The sequence below is a fragment of the Sulfitobacter sp. SK025 genome (genome assembly GCF_003352105.1).
In the GTDB taxonomy this organism is placed as follows: Bacteria; Pseudomonadota; Alphaproteobacteria; order Rhodobacterales; family Rhodobacteraceae; genus Sulfitobacter; species Sulfitobacter pontiacus.
On sequence record NZ_CP025810.1, the window covers coordinates 128,181 to 141,252 of the forward strand.

The following is a 13,072-nucleotide window of genomic DNA, read 5'->3' on the forward strand; positions in this document are numbered from 1 at the left end:
TGCCAGCGATCACAAGGCGGGTTCAGGCAAAGGTCTCTGCCACGAGCTCTTTCGCGAAAGCCGCATCCAATACGCCGCGGTTCAACAAGCGATACCAGAATGCACCGTGGATCATGGTCGACAATACCTCAACGTTGCGCGCGGGTGAAAGCGCCCCATGGTCCTGCGCCTGACGCAGCATCAGCGTCATCATCTGCTCGCGCGGCAGGACGAATTTGGCATGGAACGACGCGTGAAATTTTGCGTCTTGCTGTGACGATGCAATCAGCGACCGGATGGTTCCGCCATCCAGCTTCAGGTGTTCGAAAACCTTGATCAGGAAGTCTTCAAGCTGCGCCCTATAGTCTTGCGCGCGCTCTATATCCGGTTCAGCGGCATAAGTATTCGTCGCCTCGAAAATCGCTTCGAGGATGAGGTCCGCCTTTGTGTCCCAGCGATTGTAGAGCGTTTGGCGTGCGACGCCCGCCTCGGCAATAATCGCCGCGATAGAGACCTTTTCGTACCCCGTTTCCCGCACAAGCCGCAGTGCGGCGGCTTTCAAAGCGGCGCTGGCTTCCTCATTCGCGGGGCGTCCGCCCGACTTCTTTACCGACATGCACAGCTCCTGTTCATCGATGCAGCGTGGTATGACATTGATTGTTAGACTGCGATCTACTAAACGCAAGTAGACCGTAGTCTATTATCTCGTTGGAGCGAAGATGTCTCAAATTTCCTTGTCCTCAAGCCGCGCGTTCGCTGTGACCGCAACCCTAGGCCTGCTCTCCCTTTTTCCGCCCTTGGCAACCGACATGTATCTGGCCGCCCTCGGGGATCTCGCGACGTCGATGGACGCCACCCATACGGCGGCCGAGCTGTCGCTCTCTCTCTTTTTTCTGGGGCTCTGTTTCGGGCAAATCATGATCGGCCCCTTGACCGATACCTACGGGCGCAAGGGGCCGCTTTTGATCGGCACCGTCCTTTTCACCGTGACCTCTGTTGTTCTGCCGTTGCTCAGCGACATCGCGTGGTTCAACGCACTTCGTTTCATACAGGCCATCGGGGCGAGCGCGGGCATGGTCGTGGGGCGCGCCATGGTCAAAGACCTGTACGAAGGACGAAAGGCGGCGAAAGTCATGACGGTGCTTGTCATGTTGCTGACGCTTGGCCCCATCGCCTCGCCCACTTTGGGCAGCCTATTGCTTGAAGCGTTTGGCTGGCGTTCCATCTTTGCGACGATGGCCCTTATCAGCCTTGTCGCGCTGCTCTTGTCCGTGATCACCTTGCCCGAGACATTGCCCGCCGAAGGCCGCCAGCCTCACCCCTTCCGCACGGGTGCAAAAACCGCCAAGCGGCTCCTGTCCGAGCGCGGATTTCTCATCATGGCGCTGGTCGCGGGGCTTATTCAAAGCGGCATGTTCGCGTTTATCACGGGTTCCTCTGGGGTGTTCCAAGGGATCTACGGGCTGAGTTCAATCGGCTTTGGCATGATGTTCGCGGCTATTGCGACCGCGCTTATCATCTTTGGCCGCATCAATGGCATGCTGTTGAACCGCTATAGCCCCGAACAGATTCTCACCGCCGTCTTGCCGCTGTTTTTCGCCGCTACTTTGGTGCTGACGCTGCTGTCCCAGACAAGCTCGCTTCTGGTATTCGCCATCCCGCTGTGGATATCGATTGGCTGCGTCGGGCTGCTATCGGCGAATGCGATGTCCATCGCGATGTCGCTGACAGAGAAAGCTGCCGGCATGGGATCGGCGTTGCTGGGGGCGATCCAGTTCGCCCTTGCCTTTGCCGTCTCTACCTCTGTCGCGATTGGCGGGGCGGGTACGGCGCTCCCCATGTCCCTCGGGCTTGTGGTCCCCGCGGGATTGGCAACGGTATTGTTCTTCGCGGCAGGGCGCTTCACCGTGCCTTCGTCATCGCGACTGACCTCCTAAGCCCCATGCGTGTTGAGGTGGGCAGTGGCACCCGCCCACTCTAGCCCCCGCGCAGACGGTCTGCGGTAAAGCGGACTGCCTGCGCGGGGCTAGAGTGGGCTCTTCTTGATCAAGGCGGCCTACACGCTTTTCACCAAGCGCAGCGCGTCATAAATCACGGCGTGGGTGCCGCGGGCCGACACGGCTTCGCCAATCCGAAACCGCTGAAACGCGCCCCCCGACAGCGACATCCAAGCGTTACTGGCACCGCATATATAAGCCGGGATATGTGTGCGGGCTGGCCGCTGGGTTGAACACGTTTTTACATAATCCTAATTATCCGTTTGTAAAACGCGGCCGGGCGCGCGCTACCCTCAAGTGCGACTCTTGTTAGAAAACAGTAGTTTATCTAATGAGAGGAATCGGTATGGGAGCCGTTTACAACCAACTGAGTATCACAGAACGTCGCAAGATTGAACGCTGGAGACACGCGCAGGTCTCGGTTGACGAGATGGCGCGCGTTCTGAAGCGCTGCAGGTCAACGATATTCCGCGAGCTAAAGCGCAACCATTTCTCGGACGAGAGCATGCCGGGATGCGATGGCTATTACGGTGCCGCCGCGCACCTGATGCAAGCGGAACGTCGTGCTCGAGAGCGCAAACTGATCAAACATCCTGAGCTGTGTAAACGCGTGATCGAGCGCATCAAGAACGGTTGGACACCCGAGCAGATCAGTAACCGCATGATCCACGAGGGTGCTCCTCTTAGGGTCTGCCAAGAAACCATCTATCGCTACATCTATTCCAAGGAAGGTCAGCGCGAAGACCTGTGGTGGTATCTACCGACCCACCGTGTCGCCCGCAGACCACGTCGCACCAGAAGGCGCAGAGAACCCAAATTCCACCGCGATGTCAGTATCCTTTTCCGACCCGATGATGTCGCGCATCGTCGGCAATTTGGTCACTGGGAGGCCGATTTGATGCTGTTCAAACAAAAGCTTGGCCAGAACAACGTCACCTCACTGGTTGAGCGCGTCAGCCGCTTCACCGTGATCCTGAAAAACCCGAACAAACGCACCAAACCGGTCATGGGAAAGATAATGAAGTCTCTCAAAGATCTCCCCCTCATCGCCCGCCGGTCCATCACTTTTGACCGCGGAACCGAGTTTGTCAGTTGGCCCCACCTACAAGCCGAGATCGGAACCCAAACGTGGTTTTGCGACCCCTCCAGCCCCTCTCGGGACATCGCTACGCGATACCCTGCCGGGCAATGCATGGCAGAAAGGCACAGTCGAGAACACTAACCGACGCCTTCGAAGGTGGCTGCCCCGCAAACGCGACATCCGGCAATGCACAGATCACGATATGAAGGTGATCTGTGATCGCCTCAACAACACGCCACGAAAGTGTCTTGGATGGAAGACCCCAGCCGAGGTCTTCCGCGAAAAGATATTGGAGGAAATGCTATGACATCCCTACCCTGATCCCAACAAGAGTCGCGGTTCAGGTATCGCTCACACAAGGCACATTCTAAACTGGGTTGCGAAATTTCCCCTATCTTGCTGGAAAGCAAGGAGAATGAAAGATGGCGCATAGAGAGCTAAACCTGCGCGAACGGCGCGTGATTGAAGATATGTTGAATGCGAAGATCCCTGTGCGAGGGATCGCGGCGAAGATCGGCAGGCAAGTTTCGACGGTGTATCGAGACATCAAGCGCAACGGCTACACTGATACTGAGCTGCCGGAATTGAGTGGATACTACGGCGTGGTTGCGCAGCGGACAGCGATACAGAGACGCGCGCGGCGACGGAAGCTGGTGCGGTTTGTTGGTCTCCGCAAAGCAGTGATCAAGCAGCTCAAAGAAGGTTGGTCGCCAGAACAGATCGCAGGCCGATTGCAGTTTGAAGGTCAGTCCGTGCGTGTGAGCCACGAGACGATCTACGCCTATGTTTACGGCCCAGATGGCCAATCCAAGGAACTTGCTCGTTATCTGCCCAACAGGCGTAAAAAGCGACGGCCACATCATTCGCGCAGGCCACGAGGCCTTGTGTTCCCGCCGGATCGCTCAATTCACGAACGCCCTGACTACGTTGATAGCCGCGAGACTTTCGGCGAGTGGGAAGGCGATTTGATGATATTCGAGCGCGCTCAGGGCACGATGAACGTTGCCTCACTGGTCGAGCGGAAGACCCGCTTTGCCGTCCTGTTCCGCAACAACGACCGCAGCACCACGCATCTGATGAACCGCTTGATGGGTGTGATGGAACCCCTGCCCCAACCGGCCCGCAAATCCATCACCTTTGACCGTGGGATCGAGTTCAGGAATTGGCGTAAGTTGAAGCCTGGTATCGGCACAGAGGCCTGGTTTTGTGATCCACAGGCTCCGTGGCAAAAGGGTTCCGTCGAAAACCTGAACAAACGTGCGCGGCGTTATTTGCCCAGAGATGCGCCTGTGGCCGCGCTCTCAAATCGAGATATGAAGTCGATTTGTGACCGCTTGAACGGCACCCCCAGAAAGTGCCTGGGATGGAAAACGCCGACTGAAGCCTTCAGGGAAGAACTGATGAAACTGAGATAGCGGAAACCGTCGCAACGACCCTTGAGAATCCAAAAGGCGCGACAGGGAACGCGCCTCATTGGACGAGAACTATCTTTGCTCTCGCCGGCGACAACGAACATCAGCGATAGCATCCCAAACCTCAACGCGGCTTCAGACGCCAGATGCCCCCTATCTAGCGGCGGCCAATGCTGCGCGCAGGGTTTCTCTTTCACCAATATGGTTCGCGAGGATGAGGATCAGGCGTGCGTTGAATGCGTCGCTTTCGTCCTTGCTTCGCCCTTCATGTGCGCAAAGCAATTCATCATAGAACCCGTCCGGATCCTTGATGTTCGGTTGAAGGTTGAGACCCATCGTTACTGCCCCTTTCCTGTTGCGATGCCTACGGCTGACCGGATGTCTGCGGCGCTTGCGCGGGCCCACCGTGCGGCGACATGCTGGTCCGGGCGGATCAGGTAGATGCCGCAGGGCGCGTCGCCGAGGTAGCGTGCCGCAATGGCTCCGTTGGGATCGTCGGTTTGCGTGTTCAGCGTGACGGTGTTTACCGTGACCCCGTCGACCTCGGCCAGCGCGGGCGGGTCGGTATTGATCGCCAGAACGGTGAATACGCCGCCCACCACATCCAGCAAGAAGCCGTCCCTCAAGGGCGCGTCGCTGCAGGTGGCGCCAACACGGCTTGTCGCGGGGCCATTCAGCGCATCGGGGCCGTTCAGTGACAGCCCGTCATAGACACATGGCACGGACAAACGACCGGAATTCACCAGGGGCCGTGCAAAGGGGTGACGGTGTGCGAGGTTCAATACCGCATTGCGAAAAATCTTGCTCATCTCTGTTTTGGGGGTAAGGAAATCCGTTGCGCGGGTGGAATTCAGGATATTCTCGTCAGCGCCGTGGACCCGCTCTTGCGAATAGCTGTCGAGCAGGCGGTCGGGTGCCAAGCCCTTGATCACCAGATCAAGTTTCCACGCTAGATTGTCCGCGTCCTGCACGCCAGAGTTGGCCCCCCGCGCCCCAAAGGGGGATACCTGATGCGCGCTGTCGCCCGCAAAGAGCACCCTGCCGTGTCGAAACTTTTCCATACGCCGACATTGGAACGTGTAGATCGAGGTCCATTCGAGCTCGTATTCCGCCCCCTCGCCCAACATGGCATCCACGCGGGCGCGAATATTCTCGGGCTTCAGTTCCTTGGCGCGGTCAATGTCCCACCCCAGTTGGAAATCGATCCGCCAGATATCGTCGGGCTGCTTGTGTAGAAGCGCCGACGCGCCGCTGTCTTTGAAGGGCGGCTCGAACCAGAACCAGCGTTCGGTCGGGAAATCGGCCTTCATCTTCACATCAGCGATCAGGAAATTATCCTCGAACACGCGGCCCTCAAAGCTCAGGCCCAGCATCTCGCGCGTGGGAGACCGTGCGCCATCGCAAGCGACCAGCCAGTCGGCTTCAAGCTGGTAGGGGCCGTCGGGTGTGTTGATATCCAGCACCACGTGATCGCCCCGCGGTGTCACCCCCGTGACCGCGTTGCGCCCGCGGATTTCAATGGGCGCGCCGTCAGATTGCGCCACACGAATTTCATCCACGAGGTATTTCTCGAAATAGGGCTGTTGCAGGTTGATAAACGCCGGGGCCCTATGGCCGTCTTCGGGTTGCAGGTTGAATTCGAACACCCTTTCATCGCCATGAAACACCTTGCCGACGTTCCACTGAACGCCCTTGTCGATCATCGCTTTGCCCGCGCCAAGGCGGTCGCAGATCTCGAGCGTGCGTTTGGCAAAACAGATGGCGCGACTGCCCTGTCCGACACCTTCATGATCATCCAATACTAGAACAGGCGTGCCCTTGCGCCCAAGATCAAGCGCCAGCGCCATCCCGATGGGCCCGCCCCCGACGATCACCACAGGGTGACGCCGGGGGGCAAGATCTTGATCCGCACCCTTTTGGTAGGGGTATAGTTTGAACGCGATATCATAGCGGACGTCGACCATGGTTTGCCCTCCCAGACCCGGCCTTAGCCCTGCAACTGCGCCCACATTTCCAGATCGCGCTTGTCTGTCCAGATACGCGGATGCCAGATGCCGCGGGCCTCGTCGAAGGCGCGGCTGACGTTGAACGGCAGGCAGTGCTCGTAGATCGCGTAATCCTTGAACTTCGGATCGCATTCCGCGCGCACCGCATCCCATGCCTCTTTCAACGTGCCGCCTTTCGTGGCGACCCGCTGCGCTGGCTTGAAGGTGCTTTCGACGAAATCACGCGTGCTTTCAATCGCACGCTCAACGGCGTCCTTGCCGATCAAGGCGCCCCCCCGACCCGGTGCGATCGCATCCACGTCATAGGCCTTGATGTTATCGAGCGTTTGCCCCCAGTCGCCGAAGTATCCGTCGCCGCAATAGCAGGCCGAATGGTCCTCAACGATATCGCCCGTGAACATGACGTTCTGATCCGGCACATGGATCACCGCATCACCCGCCGTATGGGCGCGGCCGATGTGTTTGATATCAACACGACGTTTGCCCAGATAGACGGTCATGCTGTCGCTGAATGTGGTGGTCGGGTAAGTCAGACCGGGAATTGATTCATGCCCCTCGAACAATCGGGGAAAGCGTTGGAACTCGCTGTCCCAATCTTCCTGTCCGCGTTCCTCGACCATTGCGCGGGCAACATCGGACATGATGATCTGCTGTGCCCCATAGGCAGAGGCCCCCAACACACGCACCGCGTGATAATGGGTCAGCACCACGTGGCTGATCGGCTTGTCGGTGACTTCGCGCACCTTCTCGATGACCTTATTGGCCAGACGCGGCGTCGCCTGTGCCTCTACAATCATGACGCTGTCATCGCCGATGATCACGCCCGAATTCGGGTCGCCTTCCGCGGTGAAGGCCCACAGGCCCTCGCCGACTTCGTCGAAGGTGACTTTCTTCTCTGTCATATCCCCTTGGGATGCGAATGCTTTTGCCATGGTTCTGGTCCTTTTACTTTGGGGATTTTTTTGCGGGCCGAACGGTGCTTTGGCACCTGCCCGACCTCATCTGATACCCGTCACGCCCTGCGGCACCGCGCCGGGTCAACGTTGTGCTTTCACCGGCCGGAGTCCGCTTCATTTCTTGCCCGGTGTCCCGTCGAACTTCTTTTCGATGTCCGCCCAGCAATCGATGTAATCATCCTGCAAGGGGGCCTCCTGTCCGGCGAATTTCGTGAGTTGCTGCGGGAAGCGGGTCTCGAACATGAACGACATCGTATTGTCGAGCTTTTGGGCCGTCAGCTCTGCGTTGGAGGCCCCCTCGAAGGCATTACGATCAGGCCCGTGCGGCAGCATCATATTGTGCAAGCTGATCCCGCCGGGAATAAAGCCTTTGGGCTTCGCGTCATACTGGCCGTAGATATTACCCATCAATTCGGACATGATATTCTTGTGATACCACGGTGGGCGGAACGTATCTTCCGCCACCATCCAGCGTTCCCGGAACAAGACAAAGTCGATATTCGCCGTCCCTTCGACACCGGAGGGCGCGGTGAGAACGGTAAAGATCGACGGGTCAGGATGGTCGAACAGCACCGCCCCCACGGGGCAATAGGTGCGCAGGTCATATTTCACCGGCGCGTAGTTCCCGTGCCATGCCACCACATCAAGCGGTGACTGCCCGATCTTGGTTTCATGAAACTCCCCACACCATTTCACCGTCACGGTAGAGGGGACTTCGCGGTCTTCAAACGCGGCAACGGGTGCTTTGAAATCGCGCGGGTTGGCCATGCAGTTGGCCCCGATCGGCCCACGATTTGGCAGCTCGAACTTTTGGCCGTAGTTCTCGCAGACGAACCCGCGGCACGGCCCTTCAAGCACTTCGACACGGTAGACCAGCCCCCGCGGAATGATCGCAATTTCCTGCGGCGCGATATCAATGATCCCCAGTTCAGTGGAAAACCGAAGACGCCCTTCCTGCGGGACGATCAGCATCTCGCTGTCGGCAGAATAGAAATACGCATCAACCATGGAGGCATTCACAAGATACACATGGGTCGCCATGCCGACCTGCGTATGGACATCCCCCGCCGTCGTCATCGTGCGCATCCCCGTTAGCCATGTCAGCGGCGTGTCTGTGTGCGGCAGCGGATCCCAGCGATATTGCCCAAGGCTCGTGACATCCGCGACGATGTTGGGCGCGGATTTCCAAAGGGGCAGATCGATCTTGTGATACCGGTGCGAGTGTTTGACCGACGGGCGAATGCGGTAGCACCAGGTACGTTCGTTCTGATGGCTTGGCGCCGTAAAGGCGGTCCCGCTAAGCTGCTCACCATAAAGCCCGTAGTTGCATTTTTGCGGGCTGTTCATCCCTTGCGGCAAGGCATCCGGCAGCGCTTCTGTCTCGAAATCATTCCCGAAGCCCGGCATATATCCGGCGTTGGCCCCGGGAAGAGACGGGGCTTGGGTCATACGGGTCGGATGTTTTTCAACAGTCATACTCGGCTCCTCGCGTTCCACTAGCGATTGCCTAAAGGTTGCATTTGTAACTAACAACTGGTTTTTTTGGGGGGGACGGTGTGAGGTGGTTTGGGGGATGGGTAAAACATCTGGCGTCAGTTCCGCCGCGCCAATGTCGGCCCCACTACAGCCGCCGGACACGTCCCGAACAGATAACGGCACCTTAGCACGGCATCCTTGCGAAAACCGTTCTGGACTTCACAACGCCTGTGCGCATTATCTACCGTTTGGTCTATGCAACGCCCAAAGCGCATATTGGAGAGAAAAATGAAAACGATAGTTCTCGCTGTTTTCAGCCTACAGGGGAATGGTGCAGAGCGCGTTGTTCAAACACTGGCGCGAAATATAAACGCATTGGGTGGCACGGCGCATATCGTTATATTTAAAGACACTATTGATCTGCCGCTAGATAACGGGGTTCATATCCACAAATTTCCGTACCGTGCTTTTCGATCGCTACCTCGAAAAATCCGCCCCAAGATTGCGGCGAAATTTTTTGACCGATTTATCAGGAAGAACATCGGGACGCCTGATCTGGTGCTTTCCAACCTTCATCCCGTCGATTTTATTCTCTCAAAGAGCCGGCTCCCGAATATTCATTTTATCATGCATAATAATACGTCGCAGGAGTATGCTCTTGATGATGCCGCCGACCCTCGCCTCAATCGACTGAAGCAGATCTACAGCGGAAAAAAATGTATCTGCGTTAGCAAGGGCGTCGAAGAGGACATGCAGGCGCTGTTTGGTCAATCGCTAGAGACCCGCACAATCTATAACCCGGTTGAACCGGCTTTGATCCAACGGCAGGCTGGTGAACCGGTGCCGCGCCGGAAGGACTATATCGTCAACGTAGGCAAGTTCAAAAAAGCCAAGCGCCACGACCGTCTGCTACATGCATATGCGCAGGCAAAGACCCCGTATGACCTGCTGCTCGTCGGGACCGGACCCTTGCTGGAGGAAACCAAAGCATTGGCGCATTCTTTGGGCATCGCGGACCGCGTGCATTTTGTGGGCTTCCAGAAAAACCCGTTCCCGTTGATCAAGGCGGCAAAATTCATGGTTGTATCGTCGGAATATGAAGGGCTGAACATGACAATCCTCGAAGCGATTGTCCTTGGTGTCCCCGTCATCAGCACGGATTGCCCCTCGGGGCCGGCTGAAATACTGCCCACACCAAATCTCGTGTCACCACCCGATAACATCGAAGCGCTTTCAGCCCGAATGACGGAAGCCTCAGACAACCCGGAGCGTTTCAGGATCGATTTCCCCGAAAAGTTCGATGCCAAGGCCGTGACCCGCGCTTATATGAGCCTGAGCGCTTGATGGATATGCCCGGAAATATTCGACGACAAGATGTACTGATGACCTTGAGGCGCAATGTTCGGCACTCAACATGATCAGGCGATACATAGCTTTCATAGCCCGGTCACAAGTTGTTGCGCCTGAAAGTGGGGAATGCCTCGTGAACACTAGATATTTGGACTCAAAGAATGATCTTGACCAACAACCTGAAGTCGTATCCTAAGGGGTACCTAACAATATCTGGTCCGATCAAGGTTTTGGCCACACAAGTGCAAACTGGAACAAGTAGAGGTACTGGATACTGTCCAGTTGTAAATAACGAGGAACTCTGTGGATACTTACCTGATCAACCTAGAGCGGCGCCCTGACCGACTGTCGGAGGTTTCGCGAAAGATGGCTGAACTAGGGTTGCCATTCAAAATCTTCCGCGCCGTCGATGGCCATGACGATGATGCTAAGCTCCCAGATTTGAATAGACATCTATTTGTGATCAATCAGAAAAAGCAGCCCGTACGCGGTGAAATTGCTTGCGCAGCCTCGCACATCGCCGTTTGGCGGCAGTTTCTTGAAACAGACGAAGAATATGCACTGATCCTTGAAGATGATATTGATATCGCACCGGATTTGGAGATGGTTCAGAAGCAAATGCCCGGCCTTGGCCTGGATTTCTTGAATCTCTCCTCTAACGCGCCTTACACCTACACGCTGGATGAAGAGACACTCAGTCAACTTGCGAACGACGCAGTTAGAACACGCCCAACGGTGTTTGAACGGTCACGGCGTCGCCTATGGCGCAGGCTTGAATGGCGTAGGCGTTGGCGGATTTTCCACCTTCATCCGCTCCCCAACGGCCATGTGGCGTGTGAATGTGATCCGGCACCGCTACTGGGAAGCGGGTACATCGTTTCACGTCGTGCGGCAGAGGCGTTTCTGCAGACCACCGAGCACCTCTTCTTTCCGATCGATCTCGTTTGGCGGCACGCCCCGGGCATGCTGCGGCAGGGCTTTTTAGCCCGACCTATTGTGACGCAAACTGATAAGGACTCCGATATTCCGGGGCGCTTTGACCAAGGGAAGATGGCGCTGAAATACCGGCTTCTCAGACCCTTCCTAAAAAGCCGAAGACTACGTCGGCGGTTTGATGTACTGCGTCTTTACGGAGTGTTGCGCCACTAACCCGATAGGAAAAGCGAGACCAATGCGAAAGAAACCCGGACGGCTTAGACGGTTTTTATCCCTCAACCAGCATCGCAAACGCTGGGGGGCGCGCAGGCATGCGACGGCGGAACATGATCTAGCCGAGCTCAAGGCGACGATGATTGACGCGGGCGATCCGGTTCAGACGCGAGGGTCAGCGAAATCCATCGACCTGCATCTGCAAAATCTAAGGACGGAATTTTCGGGGCAGTCTGCGCTGCTGCTTTATCATGCAGAGTTGATCGTGCTGATCCGGCGCGACCACAACCTGGCTGAAACCTACCAAAAATTCCGCACCCTGTGGATGGCCGAAGGGGACTTCCTGCGGGAGAAACTGAATATCCGCTGGCTTGTCTCAGCCACCGACACATTTGCGACCCATGATAGCGATATGGCGGTGCGCGCGGTTGCCATGATGACAAGCGCGGTCGTCAACACAGTTAAAATGTACGAAAGTGAACGGTATTTGACTGATACCTTGGACACCACGATGACTCCCACGCATGTCGAGGATGTTCAACACCGGCTCATCCCACTTTTCGAAGGAATGTCCTGCTTTACCGTCGGAACGGATGACACCCTGCGCAATATGGTCTGGAGGATGGAACCGTTTATGGCGCTTGATCCCGTCGGGCCCATTTTCCAGGAGATCTGGGCGCGGCTGCAGATCAATGACACCGCATTTGCGCGCTTCAAGGCACAGCACAAACGCGATAAAACAAGCTGGTGGGACGAGGCTTAGCGCCGCGGCTCTTGAGGGGCCGTATAAAACTCGGCGGGTGACAACGATATCTCGCGGCGTTCGGCATCCACGGCATGCAACAAGGCTTGCATGCCCATGCGAAGTTGGGCGGCGATGCGGCGCAGCTTGAACCTCGCGGTGGTTGGCTGCCGTGTCGGCACACCGGCCCCGATCAGCGAATGTGTCTTAAGCCCGACAGCAACGCCGTAAGCCTCCGCTTGGTCGATCTGGATCGCGCAGGCCGGTTCGACCTGATAGCTCTTAAGCTCGTAAGCACCACAGATCATCGCATCGGCAAGTGCTGCCTGTGTCTTTGCACGCTGCAACAGTTTTGCCGCCCCTGACGGCCATAGCACATATGCGGCGGCACCGCTGCGATCCTGATAGAGACGGCGCATAACGTGGTCGTCTGTCAGCGGTTGTGCGTCTTTGGCGACAATCTTCCGACGCTGGCGTACCTCAAGCGTCAGATGGTCGACATCCACCAGCACGCGACAGGACTTGAGCAATACCTGCGTCGCACGAGAAAGCACGACATCGTCCTCAAGGATCAACGCAGGCTCCTCCAAAGCCGCAACACGTTCCCATGCTGCTACGTGGCTCAGAAAACAAGCTTTCTCGGTTTCCTTAAGGGGGCGTTGCCAACTGGCCCAATAGGCCGCGCTATGCGATCCGCTCTGCGCATCGGGGGTAACGGCTTCGAGCCGTTGATAGGGTAGACCTAGCGCATCCATCTGTTGCGCCATAAAGGCCATACGGTCCCGAGCCGAAGCGACGTTGATGATGATCGACAGTATGAGGAGCCCCTCCGGACAGATAGCGTGCGACTACCGGCTTCTATCAACAGTCACCTCACACGGCAATCTAAGATGATTATTCTCGCCCCTCGTGATCCTTATGGGG

Annotated in this window: 11 protein-coding genes and 1 pseudogene; 6 read left to right on the plus strand and 6 right to left on the minus strand. The window is 56.9% G+C overall.

From position 1 onward, the window contains the following. Positions 1-22 precede the first annotated feature (22 nt). A complete protein-coding gene (locus tag C1J04_RS17290) occupies positions 23-595 on the minus strand; it encodes a TetR/AcrR family transcriptional regulator (RefSeq protein WP_009824276.1) in 573 nt (190 codons plus the stop codon). 142 nt (positions 596-737) lie between these two features. On the opposite strand from C1J04_RS17290, the gene C1J04_RS17295 reads away from it, so the two are divergent. From C1J04_RS17295 to C1J04_RS17305, 3 genes and pseudogenes are all read left to right on the plus strand, one after another. After that, positions 738-1,916, plus strand: a complete 1,179-nt coding sequence (locus C1J04_RS17295; protein ID WP_254693883.1) for a multidrug effflux MFS transporter — start codon at positions 738-740, stop codon at positions 1,914-1,916. 406 nt (positions 1,917-2,322) lie between these two features. Then, a pseudogene (locus C1J04_RS17300) lies at positions 2,323-3,364 on the plus strand (IS30 family transposase). Positions 3,365-3,479: 115 nt separating this feature from the next. Further along, positions 3,480-4,472 (plus strand): IS30 family transposase, encoded by a 993-nt coding sequence (locus C1J04_RS17305; protein ID WP_009824272.1) that lies wholly within the window; start codon positions 3,480-3,482, stop codon positions 4,470-4,472. A 150-nt stretch (positions 4,473-4,622) separates the two neighbouring features. On the opposite strand, the gene C1J04_RS17310 is transcribed toward C1J04_RS17305, so the two are convergent. The 4 genes from C1J04_RS17310 to hmgA form a co-directional block, all read right to left on the minus strand. Continuing rightward, a complete protein-coding gene (locus tag C1J04_RS17310) occupies positions 4,623-4,805 on the minus strand; it encodes a DUF2783 domain-containing protein (RefSeq protein ID WP_009824271.1) in 183 nt (60 codons plus the stop codon). Positions 4,806-4,807: 2 nt separating this feature from the next. Beyond that, positions 4,808-6,433 (minus strand): FAD-dependent oxidoreductase, encoded by a 1,626-nt coding sequence (locus tag C1J04_RS17315; protein ID WP_009824270.1) that lies wholly within the window; start codon positions 6,431-6,433, stop codon positions 4,808-4,810. A 23-nt stretch (positions 6,434-6,456) separates the two neighbouring features. Beyond that, positions 6,457-7,407 (minus strand): MBL fold metallo-hydrolase, encoded by a 951-nt coding sequence (locus tag C1J04_RS17320; protein ID WP_114865672.1) that lies wholly within the window; start codon positions 7,405-7,407, stop codon positions 6,457-6,459. Positions 7,408-7,545: 138 nt separating this feature from the next. Further along, positions 7,546-8,907, minus strand: coding sequence for a homogentisate 1,2-dioxygenase (gene hmgA / locus C1J04_RS17325; RefSeq protein ID WP_009824410.1), 1,362 nt, complete (start codon positions 8,905-8,907; stop codon positions 7,546-7,548). Between the two features lie 288 nt (positions 8,908-9,195). Between hmgA and C1J04_RS17330 the strand changes: the two genes are divergently transcribed. The 3 genes from C1J04_RS17330 to C1J04_RS17340 all read left to right on the plus strand — a co-directional run bounded on the left by C1J04_RS17330 (position 9,196) and on the right by C1J04_RS17340 (position 12,169). Beyond that, a complete protein-coding gene (locus C1J04_RS17330) occupies positions 9,196-10,251 on the plus strand; it encodes a glycosyltransferase (RefSeq protein ID WP_037953480.1) in 1,056 nt (351 codons plus the stop codon). A 309-nt stretch (positions 10,252-10,560) separates the two neighbouring features. Then, positions 10,561-11,406 carry a glycosyltransferase family 25 protein gene (locus C1J04_RS17335; RefSeq protein ID WP_037953478.1) on the plus strand — a complete coding sequence of 282 codons (846 nt, stop codon included), beginning with the start codon at positions 10,561-10,563 and terminating at the stop codon, positions 11,404-11,406. Between the two features lie 139 nt (positions 11,407-11,545). Further along, complete coding sequence (locus C1J04_RS17340; RefSeq protein ID WP_009824407.1) at positions 11,546-12,169, plus strand: hypothetical protein; 624 nt, start codon at positions 11,546-11,548, stop codon at positions 12,167-12,169. Here C1J04_RS17340 and C1J04_RS17345 read toward each other — a convergent pair. Further along, the gene (locus C1J04_RS17345; protein ID WP_368074134.1) at positions 12,166-12,987 is read right to left on the minus strand and encodes a glycosyltransferase family 25 protein; all 822 of its coding nucleotides are present in this window, start codon (positions 12,985-12,987) and stop codon (positions 12,166-12,168) included. The genes C1J04_RS17340 and C1J04_RS17345 overlap by 4 nt on opposite strands. Between the last annotated feature and the right edge of the window lie 85 nt (positions 12,988-13,072).